At 65.7% G+C, this 7490-nt stretch carries 9 protein-coding genes; 6 read left to right on the forward strand and 3 right to left on the reverse strand.

Going from position 1 to position 7490, the window contains the following annotated elements; genetic code table 11:
* The 3 genes from QZY48_RS22005 to QZY48_RS22015 form a co-directional block, all read right to left on the reverse strand.
* The coding region (locus QZY48_RS22005; protein WP_295435170.1) for a type I restriction enzyme HsdR N-terminal domain-containing protein at window positions 1-608 on the reverse strand (608 nt) is incomplete at its 3' end.
* Between the two features lie 404 nt (window positions 609-1012).
* On the reverse strand, window positions 1013-1432 hold the full coding sequence (locus tag QZY48_RS22010) for an SCP2 sterol-binding domain-containing protein (RefSeq protein ID WP_100918486.1): 420 nt from the start codon (window positions 1430-1432) through the stop codon (window positions 1013-1015).
* A 209-nt stretch (window positions 1433-1641) separates the two neighbouring features.
* Window positions 1642-2235: a hypothetical protein gene (locus tag QZY48_RS22015; RefSeq protein WP_295435172.1), complete on the reverse strand. Its 594-nt coding sequence runs from the start codon at window positions 2233-2235 to the stop codon at window positions 1642-1644.
* A 273-nt stretch (window positions 2236-2508) separates the two neighbouring features.
* Between QZY48_RS22015 and QZY48_RS22020 the strand changes: the two genes are divergently transcribed.
* The 6 genes from QZY48_RS22020 to QZY48_RS22045 all read left to right on the forward strand — a co-directional run bounded on the left by QZY48_RS22020 (window position 2509) and on the right by QZY48_RS22045 (window position 7398).
* Complete coding sequence (locus QZY48_RS22020) at window positions 2509-2976, forward strand: hypothetical protein (RefSeq protein ID WP_295435174.1); 468 nt, start codon at window positions 2509-2511, stop codon at window positions 2974-2976.
* Between the two features lie 120 nt (window positions 2977-3096).
* Complete coding sequence (sufB, locus tag QZY48_RS22025; RefSeq protein WP_295435182.1) at window positions 3097-4539, forward strand: Fe-S cluster assembly protein SufB; 1443 nt, start codon at window positions 3097-3099, stop codon at window positions 4537-4539.
* Between the two features lie 161 nt (window positions 4540-4700).
* The gene (locus tag QZY48_RS22030) at window positions 4701-4826 is read left to right on the forward strand and encodes a hypothetical protein (RefSeq protein ID WP_295435176.1); all 126 of its coding nucleotides are present in this window, start codon (window positions 4701-4703) and stop codon (window positions 4824-4826) included.
* Between the two features lie 53 nt (window positions 4827-4879).
* Complete coding sequence (gene sufC / locus QZY48_RS22035) at window positions 4880-5629, forward strand: Fe-S cluster assembly ATPase SufC (RefSeq protein ID WP_295435178.1); 750 nt, start codon at window positions 4880-4882, stop codon at window positions 5627-5629.
* Window positions 5626-6948, forward strand: a complete 1323-nt coding sequence (gene sufD / locus QZY48_RS22040; protein WP_295435180.1) for a Fe-S cluster assembly protein SufD — start codon at window positions 5626-5628, stop codon at window positions 6946-6948. The genes sufC and sufD overlap by 4 nt, the downstream gene beginning before the upstream one ends.
* Window positions 6949-6996: 48 nt before the next feature.
* The gene (locus tag QZY48_RS22045; protein WP_295435181.1) at window positions 6997-7398 is read left to right on the forward strand and encodes an SUF system Fe-S cluster assembly protein; all 402 of its coding nucleotides are present in this window, start codon (window positions 6997-6999) and stop codon (window positions 7396-7398) included.
* Window positions 7399-7490: the final 92 nt, after the last annotated feature.

Here is a 7490-nt window from a genome sequence, read left to right on the forward strand (position 1 = left end):
CGGAAGGCGGTGCGCAGCATCGCGGGGTCCGCCCGGCGCATCCGGGCGAGCGAGGCGGCCTCGCGCGTGCCGATGGTGTCGTCACCCATGGGCCAGTCGCCGATGGGGTTGAACAGAATGTCGAAGCGCGTGACTTCCTTCTGGAAGAAGAAGAACTCCAGGCCGTTGGTCCAGAGGCTATATTTGCAGCTCTCGACCTCGGACATCACCGCATCCAGCAGCGCGAACTCCTTGCTCGCCTCGTCCGGGTCACGCATGCGGTAGGCGCCCTTGGTGACGACCTTGGGCTCCTTCTCCACGATCACGATGCGATAGAGGTTCTCGGCCTTGTGTGCCGCGCCCGGCCGGAAGATGCCGATGTCTACCTTGCGGTTCTTGCCGGAGACCTTGACCTTGAAGTCCGGCTCCATGTCTTCGGCCGCGATGCCGTACTCATGGATGATGGCGCGGGCGATGCGCTGGCGTACCTGCTCCTTGTCGTTGTCCTTGACCGCCCTTCCGGTGATGTAGTCGAAGAGCTTGCCCTCATCAAGGGCCCGCTCCGGCGCCAGGTCTCCAGGATCGGTGTCGTCTGCGCTGTGGTCCTGCCTGGTGGCTGCCTTAGCCATTGCGTGTCCCCCTGTCGTCAAAGTCATCACTGCCGGAGGCGGCTCGGTCCTCGCGCGCCCAGGCGTCCGCGTCATCCCCTTTGAACCTCCAGAACCGCCCGACCGTGTATCCAGGGATCCCCTTGGTCGTCACCCAGGTGTACGCGGTTGTTCGGAAACTGCCTAAGGCATTGGATGCGCGAATAATTATCAGACCCAAAGCGCTGCCGGAGCGCCGCCGGGCCAGCCCACCGTCGCTGGAATCGCGCCGCGGCACGGGCTGGTCGCCTGGACTCCGAAAGGACCCGAACGCCCGCCCCAACGCAGCCCAATCCGGGGAGTGCCGCCAAGAAACTGCTCAACTGAAAGGGCGTGGTGCACGGCCTTGAGTGCCACGGATGCCCCATCCCACGCCCTTATCAGTATCAGCCGAGCTCGTCCGCCCCGATGATCTGCATCAGCCCGAAGCTCTTGACGAAGGGGTTGGCCATGCGCGGGTCCTTGAGGATGGCCTTGTAGTCGCCGACCTTGAACTTGAGCTTGCCGGTGGCGAAGGCGATGCCCATGCCGGCCATGCCGATGCCGTTCTCGACCCACTTGAGCCAGTCCTTGAGATCCGCGCGCATGTCCCAGTTGGCGGGCGGCTCGGTGTTGGACCAGGAGCCGGCGCGTACGCACACGCCGTTTTCCACCACGAACAGGCCGCGGGGGTCCTCCTCGTTCTTGAATCCGCAGTAGATCACCGAGTTGAAGCCAATCTCGGCCAGTTTGTCGCGCACCTCCGGCTCGTCGTTCCAGGCGTCTTTGAGTTCGTTCATCCAGTCGGCGGAAAAGAGTTCGGCCATGCTCGTGGTCCTCAGGTGTGGTGGTCGAGGCGACCGGGAACCTGCCGGCCCCGGTCGCAATGCGCTGCTCGCGGCCTTCGGGAGGCCCGGCCGCGGTGGTGCGGATTCTACCAGGCTGGGACAAAAAGGGTACGCACCCAACGGTTGCTGTCGCGCCCGCGGGCCGGGGCGCCGGTGCGCCGCGGCGCCTGCCCGCGCCACGACCCCTTTCAGCCAGCCGCGCCGCCCGTCTTCTCGACCGTCGGGGTCGCGGGAGGGGTCTTGGTGGCCTTGGGGGCCGGGGCGGGGGTCTTCTCGACCTTCGGTGTGGGGGTCGGCGCGAGCATGGGCGGCGGTGCGGGGGTGATGGCGATCTCCGGGGGCGGTGCGGGCGCCGCGGCCGCAGTACCGGCCCCGACGGGAATCGGCTGGGCGCCGCGTGCGCTGCAGGCGCTCAGGCACGGCTCGTATTCCTGCTGGCAGATCCCCAGGTCAGCACCCAGGCAGGTGTAGGGTGCCCGACAGTTGCGGTTACCGGTCTTGAGGCACAGGCCATAGTCCGCCTTGGCGCTGGTGTAGTGCTGCGCACACCCCTGTTCGCGGGTCTGCTGACGCTGTTGGCACTGGGTTTTCTGGAGGTCGCAGCGGGCGCGGCAGTCCTGGCTTGCGGGTCGGGCGGGGCCCGGCGACTGCTGCTCGAAGGGCCAGTGGCCGCAACCGACGAGGAGTGCGATCAGCGCGATCGCCCCCATCTTCAGGGCAACGACCAGGGCGAGCGGTCGGGCCTGTCGGTGAGGGGCCTGGGCGGTCTGCGGCAAGGGCATCGGGATTCTCCGTTGGTGGACAGTCGAGGGCGGATGGGGGCGGACGGACTCGATCCCGGGCCGCGGGGCGAGGGCCCCGACGTGCCGGGAAACCACTGGTGCGGGGTGTGTCGGCACCGGCCGGTTCGGCAACGGCGCCGCCCGCCTATCAATCCGCGCACGCGGACTTTACCATAGGCCGGACCGCGTTCAGACTGACCGCTTGCGCCTTGGCGTGGTGTGGGCGCGACGCTGCGTCCGGTCGCGAACCTTAAGTTGGTGAGAGTAATCCGAATGAAGCACTGGTGGCTCGCCCTCTTGGTTGTCCTCTGGCCCGGGAGTGTCGGCGCCGCCCCCGCGGGGGTCCTGCGGCTACAGACACCGCTCCAGGCCGACGCGGTCTATGACCGGATCTACAAGGCCCTGGAGGCCGCGCGGTTCTGGGTGGTGCATGAGGCCAACCTGGGCGAGCGGATGGCCGACAATGCCGATCAACAGGGGGCGGATTACAACCGCAATCGGCTCGGCACGGTGCGCGCCCTGGCCTTCGGGAATCTGGAGTGGACCAACGCCCTCGCCAACGCGGACCCGGACCTGTTGGCCCTGTATCCCCTGCATCTGACCGTGTTCGAGCGCGACGGGACCAGCTATATCGTGCTCCCACGTCTGTCGGTCATGGCCAAGGGCAGCCCCGGCGAGAGCCGTGCCACGGAACTGGAGGCCGAGGTCCGGCGCATCCTGGAACGGGCCCTGACGGACTAGGGATGCGACGAGGCGATGCCGCAGCGTTGCGGGTGTTGAAACCTGGCGCGAGAGTCGTATATCTAAAACCTAGTAATCTGCTGAGAAATTGGCACCCCAAGCATCCGGAGCCCCAGTGTGATAGCCGCAAGTCCAGCCGTTGAAGCGCTCGTCGCCTCCGAGTACGAGCACGGGTTTGTCACCGAGATCGAGTCCGACACCCTCCCGCCCGGTCTGGACGAGGGGGTGGTGCGTGCCATCTCCGCGCGCAAGGGTGAGCCCGACTTTATGCTGGACTACCGGCTGCGGGCCTTCCGGCACTGGCAGACCATGGCGACCCCCGCGTGGGCGCAGGTCCACTATCCGGCGATCGACTTCCAGGCGATCTCCTACTTCTCGGCCCCCAAGTCGAACGACGGACCCAAGAGCCTGGACGAGATCGATCCGGCCTTGCTTGAGACCTACAACAAGCTCGGCATCCCGATCGAGGAGCAGATGGCGCTGTCCGGGATCGCCGTGGACGCCGTCTTCGACAGTGTCTCGGTAGCCACGACCTTCCGTGTCAAGCTCGCGGAGGCAGGCGTGATCTTCTGCGCCATCTCCGAGGCGGTCCACGACTATCCCGAGCTGGTGCGGCAGCACCTGGGCTCCGTCGTCCCCCACACGGACAATTTCTATGCCGCGCTCAATGCCGCGGTCTTCAGTGACGGCACCTTCGTCTACATCCCCAAGGGGGTGCGCTGCCCCATGGAGCTCAGCACCTATTTCCGCATCAATGCCCGCAACACCGGGCAGTTCGAGCGCACCCTGATCATCGCCGAGGCCGGCAGCTACGTCAGCTATCTGGAGGGTTGCACCGCCCCCATGCGCGACGAGAACCAACTGCACGCGGCGGTGGTGGAACTGATCGCCATGGATGACGCGCAGATCAAATATTCCACGGTCCAGAACTGGTATCCGGGAGACGCGGCGGGCCGCGGCGGCATCTACAACTTCGTGACCAAGCGCGGGGACTGCCGCGGCGCCCGCTCCAAGATCTCCTGGACCCAGGTGGAGACCGGCTCTGCCATCACCTGGAAGTACCCCAGTTGTCTCCTGCGCGGCGACGACTCGGTGGGGGAGTTCTACTCGGTGGCCGTCACCAAGGGTCGCCAGCAGGCCGACACCGGCACCAAGATGATCCATCTCGGGCGCAACACCAGTTCCACCATCGTCTCCAAGGGGATCGCGGCCGGGGAGGGCGAGCAGACCTATCGCGGCCTGGTGCGTATCGCCGCCAAGGCGGCGGGTGCGCGTAACCACACCCAGTGCGATTCGCTCCTGATCGGGGCGCGCTGTGCCGCGCACACGGTCCCTTATATCGAGGTCAAGAACCCGACGGCGCAATTGGAGCATGAGGCGACGACCTCCAAGATCAGCGATGACCAGCTCTTCTACTGCCGCTCCCGGGGGCTGACCGCGGAGGATGCCGTCGCGATGATCGTCAACGGTTTCTGCAAAGAGGTCTTCAAGCAACTGCCGATGGAATTCGCGGTCGAGGCGCAGAAGCTCTTGAGCATCAGCCTCGAGGGGGCCGTGGGCTGAAGGGGAGGGCAGCGGTCGGAGATATGCATGGCCTCGATCATCGTTTCGGCCGGGACCGGGCCAACGCGCGTAGGGAGCGCCGCGCGCACCCGCTGAGTAACGAGTCAAGAACAAGTTAAACACAAACACGTTCGGTTGTCGTTGTCGTAATCGGAGAAGCGATGCAATTTCGAGTGCGAGAGAATCCGAGGTGCTACGATAACCTCGACAACGACAACGACAACGACAACGACAACGACAACGACAACGACAACGACAACGACAACGACGCTAGTAACACTCCCTAATGGATTTGTCTGACTTACTCATGAACCGTTCCTTACAGCTTAGGAGATTCCAGATGTTGTCTGTCAAGGGCCTGAGGGCCAAGGTCGGCGAGAAGGAGATCCTGAAGGGGCTCGACCTGGAGGTCGGCCGCGGTGAGGTGCACGCCATCATGGGCCCCAACGGCTCCGGCAAGAGCACCTTCGCCCATGTCCTGTCGGGTCGCGAGGGCTATACGGTCACCGGCGGCAGCGTGACCTTCGAGGGCCGGGACCTGCTCGCCTTGACGCCCGAGGAGCGTGCCCACCTGGGCCTGTTCCTTGCCTTCCAATATCCGGTCGAATTGCCCGGGGTGAACAACACCTATTTCCTCAAGGCGGCCCTGAACGCCATTCGCAGCGCCCGCGGGCAGCCGGAACTGGACGCGGTGGCGTTCCTGCGCCTGATGAAGGAGCGGCTCAAGGTCCTGCACCTGGACGACTCACTGCTGAAGCGCCCGGTCAATTTCGGCTTCTCGGGCGGGGAGAAGAAGCGCAACGAGATCTTCCAGATGGCGCTCCTGGAACCCAAACTCGCTATCCTCGACGAGACCGACTCGGGGCTGGATATCGATGCCCTGCGCATCGTCGCCGATGGGGTCAATGCCCTGCGCAGCCCCGAGCGTTCGGTGATTCTGGTCACCCACTACCAACGCCTCCTGGACTATATCGAGCCAGACTTTGTGCATGTGTTGGCACATGGCCGGATCATTCGCTCCGGCGGCAAGGAACTGGCCCTGGAACTGGAGGAAAAGGGTTACGGCTGGCTTGGTGAGGAGGCGGCATGACTGCGGCACTCGACAAGGGCCTGCTCCCCTGGCTCGCGGCGGCCCCGACCGCCGATACCGTCCCCTCGGGCTGGCTGGAGGCCCAGCGCGCCCAGGCGCGCGCCCGGGTCGAGACCCAGGGCATCCCCGGCAACAAGGCGGAGAACTGGCGCTATACCAGCCTGACGCGGCTCCTGGCACAGGGCTTCGTTCCCACCGCCGAGTCGCTCACCGCGGTGCAGCGCGAGGACCTCGAAGACCTGCTGATCCCGGGGCTTGAGAGCTACCGGGTGCTGATGGTCAACGGCCGCTTCATGCCGGGACTATCCGATCTGCACGACCTGCCGGTTGGGGTGCGGATCGCGGGACTGGCGGCCCTGCTCAAGTCGGACCCGGACGCATTGCAGGGGCGGCTCAACGGCGTGGTCGGGGACGCGCAGCCACTGTTCGCGGCGCTCAATACCGCCGGCCTGGACGATGGTCTGGTCGTCCTCCTGGAGCGCGGCGCCCGCCTGGAGCGGCCGATCGAACTCATTCACCTGTCGGTCGGGATGGACGAGCCCCGGGTCGCCCAGCCCCGCCATCTCATCGCCCTGGGAGACGGTGCCCAGGCCAACCTGATCGAGCGCTATCTGAGCCTCGGTGACTCGCTCTACTGCACCAATGCGGTGGTGGAGATCACGCTGGGCCGGGATGCGCTCCTTACCCACCAGCGCATCCAGGCGGAGAGTGCGCGCGCCTTCCACTTGAGCGGGCTTTATCTTCGCCTCGGTACCGCGAGCCGTTATCAGGGCCTCAATGTGGGCCTGGGTGCCTCCTGGGCGCGCACCGACCTGTGTGTGCGCTTTGCCGGGGAGCACGCCGAGTGCGACCTGCAGGGGCTCTATCTCGCCGGTGACGGCCAGTTGATGGACTTCCACCTGGACGTCGAGCATCAGTTGCCCCAATGCACGAGCCGCGAGAACTTCAAGGGCATCCTCTACGGCAAGGGGCGGGCGGTGTTCGACGGTCTGGTGCGGGTCGTCCGGGACGCCCAGAAGACCGATGCGGCCATGACCAACCGCAACCTGCTCCTGTGTGAGGGGGCGGAGGTCGACACCAAGCCCCAACTCCAGATCAACGCCGACGATGTGAAGTGCAGCCACGGCACCACGGTCGGCCAGATCGACCCGGAGCAATTGTTTTATCTGCGCTCCCGCGGGATCAGTGCCGCGCGCGCCCGGCGCCTGCTGTGCCTGGGATTCGCCGGGGAGATCCTGGACGCGCTGGTGCCCGAGGCGCTGCGTGAGCAGGTCACGGAGCAGGTCGGGCGGCTGCTTGAGCAGGCCCCGTTGGATTAAACCGCAATTGGCTAGGCACGCCGCAGCAGTAGCAGAAGAGGTCTCCCTATGAACCGTTTGGCTCGCTTCGCGGGTTTCGGGCGACACGAGGCACCGCCGGAAGAAGCCCCGCATCCCGTGGATGTGGTGGTCGAGCGGATGGACGCGCAGGAGTTGCGCGAACCCATCATCGAAGCCATCCGCGGCGTCTATGACCCCGAGATCCCGATCAACATCTATGACCTGGGTCTGATCTACACCATCGACATCAGCGACAACGGCGACGTGGCCATCGACATGACCCTCACCGCGCCGTCTTGCCCGGTGGCCGGCATGATGCCGCTGATGGTCAAGGACGCGGTGGCCGCCGTCGAAGGCGTCGGCGAGGTCGCGGTCGAACTGGTCTGGGACCCGCCCTGGGGCCAGGACCAGATGAGCGACGAGGCCAAGCTCCAGCTCGGGATGCTGTGATGGGGTCATTGACCTCGATCATAAGCCCGGCCGTGCCATGAGCCGAGAGGTCGTCGGTCCGCACAGCGGACCCTACGGCTGGCTCCCCGCCC

The organism is uncultured Thiodictyon sp. (assembly GCF_903828115.1).
In the GTDB taxonomy this organism is placed as follows: Bacteria; Pseudomonadota; Gammaproteobacteria; order Chromatiales; family Chromatiaceae; genus Thiodictyon.